The organism is Labrys sp. 22185, assembly GCF_052045555.1.
GTDB classification, from domain to species: Bacteria; Pseudomonadota; Alphaproteobacteria; order Rhizobiales; family Labraceae; genus Labrys; species Labrys neptuniae.
Genome location: NZ_JBQEPH010000106.1, coordinates 1 through 3,018, shown reverse-complemented (window position 1 = coordinate 3,018; position 3,018 = coordinate 1). Strand labels below are relative to the sequence as shown.

The 3,018-nt window shown below is 59.9% G+C and carries 3 protein-coding genes; 2 read left to right on the top strand and 1 reads right to left on the bottom strand.

Features of this window, described 5'->3' with window-relative positions; genetic code table 11:
* Positions 1 to 18: 18 nt before the first annotated feature.
* Both ACTJKX_RS38065 and ACTJKX_RS38060 read left to right on the top strand, forming a co-directional pair.
* Positions 19 to 1,125, top strand: a complete 1,107-nt coding sequence (locus ACTJKX_RS38065; RefSeq protein WP_149249077.1) for a nucleotidyltransferase family protein — start codon at positions 19 to 21, stop codon at positions 1,123 to 1,125.
* 207 nt (positions 1,126 to 1,332) lie between these two features.
* Entirely contained in the window at positions 1,333 to 2,526 is a 1,194-nt protein-coding gene (locus ACTJKX_RS38060) for a DUF932 domain-containing protein (protein WP_440728488.1), read from the top strand.
* Between the two features lie 281 nt (positions 2,527 to 2,807).
* Here the strand turns inward: ACTJKX_RS38060 and ACTJKX_RS38055 are convergent.
* Positions 2,808 to 3,018: DDE-type integrase/transposase/recombinase (locus ACTJKX_RS38055; protein WP_440728487.1), on the bottom strand; the 211-nt coding region annotated here is incomplete at its 5' end.

Genomic DNA, 3,018 nt, shown 5'->3' with positions numbered 1-3,018 from the left:
CTTATAGCTTGAGGTCACATGAAAACCATTGACCTTGCCTACCGCACCATGTTCGCCGAATTGGTGCAGCGCAGCCTCGATGCATCGTTTGAGACCGATTTCTCGATTGCCGGCAACTTCGTGCGCGTACCCGTCAAGGGCAGGAACTATTGGTATTTCGAGCAGACGCAGCCAAAGAAAACCCGCAAATATGTGGGTCCAGCGGACGATCCCGATATTGCCAAAAGGGTCGAGGCCTTCCAGGAAATCAAAGGTGATCTGCGCGCCCGCCGCAGGCTTGTTTCCTCCTTGACCCGGGACGCTGGCCTGGCGGCACCCGATCGCTTCACCGGTGACATCGTGGAAGCAATGGGCAATGCCGGCATATTTCGTCTACGAGGACTGCTCGTCGGCACGGTTGCTTTTCAAACCTATGCCGGCCTGCTTGGCGTCCGCTTGCCTGGTGCGTCGTTGCAGACAGGTGATGCCGACTTCGCCCAGCACTATTCGGTGTCGTCGTCGCTCGAGGATACTCTTCCCCCTGTTCTCGATATTCTGAAGGCGATCGATCCCAGCTTTCGGGCGATCCCCCACCGGCTGGATCCGGCGCGTGTGACGCAATTCGAGAATGCCGCCCGTTACAAGGTGGAATTCCTGACACCGAACCGCGGATCTGATGACTACGCCGATCACGCCAGCCCGATGCCGGCTTTGGGAGGTGCGTCAGCCCAACCCTTGCGCTTTCTCGACTTCCTGATCCAGGAGCCGGTGCGGACCGTCATGCTCCACCGATCCGGCGTCCCGGTCGTCGTGCCGTCGCCGCAGCGATATGCGGTGCATAAATTGATTGTCGCCTCACGGCGGCAATCGGATGCCGGCAGTGCTGCAAAGCGTGAAAAAGACATCCAGCAGGCGAGCCTGCTGATCGAGGCCCTCGGCGAAACCCGCCGCGGGGACGATCTTGCCGAAGCCTTCACCGAGGCTTGGAATCGGGGTCCGAATTGGCGCGCAGCCATCCAGCAAGGCTTGAACGCGCTGCCAGAAAGGCAAAGAACGTCAGCCTTGTCGACGATCCAAGTCGGCCTGGCTTCGATCGGCGCAAAACCGGATGGCTTCAACGGGACGGGATCGACCGCAAAGACATGACAATGCCCTCGATAGTCGGGTGTGCGAGGGAAGCTGACGATTTAACTATCGATCGGAAAGCACTCGTCCGTCCTTTAGCCGATACCGGTGTCCTCCTGCATAAGGCGGCGCCGTAGCGCCCGTTAGAGTGAGAGAGTGGATGGGATTTTCGTGACGGGTTGAAGGTCGGGAGAGAGGTTTCCGGCGCCCGTCATGGAGATTGGTTCCATGACCATTGAGGTTCTTGATAGCCGTCGCGACGCAAGCGGTGGATATAAGGTCGATGTCAGCCGCGGTGAACGGATCGGCCGTGTGTCTTCCGAGTGGTTCTCGCGCCCCGGCGACGAGCGATATCTGTCGCTATCAGAACTTGGCCTCGCCGTTCGACAGAGAGCTGAGCGCAGTCGGACGCGGGTGGTAGAGAGCGCGCTGATCCACGTCGAGGCAAGCCGGGAGGATCCCGAGCGGCTGTCTCTCATCCTGCCAGGTGCAGATAAGCCCATCGCACCCACCCATTGGAGCTTCGGCCAGCTTGCGAGCCAGGTTGGAGCACCGGCCGCCTATCTGCGTCAGCTCCCCGCGGCGCTTGCAGGCATCAATCTGCAATATGGTCTGGCCTCTCACCGGGCCGAGCAGATCAAGACGCTCGAAACCGACAGCGGTCGGCTCGAACTGCGGGCCGTCACCGGCCCTGACTATGGGCGCATCTATGACCATGAGCTGGTCGAGGCGGTGCAGCGCATTGCCGGCAACGGCACCGGTGATACGCGTTGGAAAGTGCCGGGCGTTCTCGATTGGTCGACGGGCATCTACAATCCCCGTGTCGACATTACCAAGGACACGACCACGCTCTACGCGTCCGATCGCGACGTATTTCTCTTCCTGGTCGATGATCTCAATCCCATTGAGGCTGGCACATTGCTGGACGGATCTCCGGATCTCTATTTTCGCGGCTTTTACTGCTGGAATTCCGAGGTCGGGGCAAAGACGCTCGGGATGGCCAGCTTCTATCTCAGGGCCGTTTGCCAGAACCGCAATCTATGGGGTGTGGAGGATTTCGAGGAGATCACCATTCGCCATTCCAAATATGCCGCCTCGCGCTTTGCTCACGAAGCCGCACCGGCACTGCTGAACTTTGCGAACTCTTCGCCGGCGCCTTTCGTCAATAGCATCAGGGCAGCGCGCGAGCGGATCGTCGCAAGATCCGATGAGGACCGCTCGGATTTCCTGCGCAAGCGCGGTTTCGCCAAGGCCGAGACCGGCAGGATCATCGAGACGGTGCTGGCGGAAGAGGGGCGCCCGCCCGAAACGATCTTCGACTTCGTCGCCGGCATCACCGCCGTTGCGCGCGACAGGCCTCACCAGGATGCCCGGCTCGAACTCGAGGGTAAGGCCAAGAAGCTGCTCGAGCGGGCAGCCTGAGGGGTTCGCAAAGGCAGTGCTGTGGTGTTCTGCGTCCGGCCCTGCGTCTATCGCCTTCTTTTGGTTGTCGCGTGGCGCTGCCCTTCAGAGTTCGAGGGCGGCGCCTGGTTTCGTGACGGGTTTGATGCCTGAGAGAGGGTCTCTCGGCGCCTGTCGCGGAGTGAACATCATGGTCAAGGCCATTCGCAAGATTACCCTGTCGTCGTCGCGGGACATCCCCTTCAACAGGTTTTGTCGCAAACTCAAACGGGGTTCGTGAAGAGAGGTGTTGGCGCCGCGGCTCACGCAGCCAGGAGTTCGAACTGCGCTTTCAGTGACGGACGTGGATTATAGGCAAACCTCGCCTGTTGTTTGCGCATCATGTGGACCAATTCGATGCCAGAGAGGATGACCTCGGCACTCGCCATCGACTTGAAACCGAGCATGGATCGGATGCGGCGTTTAACGCGCCGATGATCCTGTTCGATCTGATTATTGAGGTATTGGCTGGTA